The organism is Facklamia sp. HMSC062C11, assembly GCF_001810675.1.
Taxonomy (GTDB): Bacteria; Bacillota; Bacilli; order Lactobacillales; family Aerococcaceae; genus Facklamia; species Facklamia hominis.
Genome location: NZ_KV802416.1, coordinates 34881 through 35272 on the forward strand (window position 1 = coordinate 34881; position 392 = coordinate 35272).

Here is a 392-nt window from a genome sequence, read left to right on the forward strand (position 1 = left end):
TTTTTATCGCCTGTTTCAAGGCTATAGCTTAACTACTTGATAGACGGCATAACCATATGATTAAAAAAAGTCAATTCTGAGGCATTCTTATAAATATATAAAACGAATAGTACCCAGTTTTATAAATTGGATAAATCTTTCATTATATTAAAAATTTAAGATCAGGATTGTCAAATTAAGGCTAGCTTTTATAAAATACAACATCAAATGAAATTATATATATATATATATTCAATCATTAATGAAACTCATTTCAGTAAATTCTTTTCTTGATTATAGAGACTGCTTATCTTTAGCGAGTTATGCTTACTCTCTCAAAAATAATTAATCTAATCTTAATTCAAATCTGAAAATTTATGAAAAAAAGAACCCTTCCTCTGCCGTGGCATTTG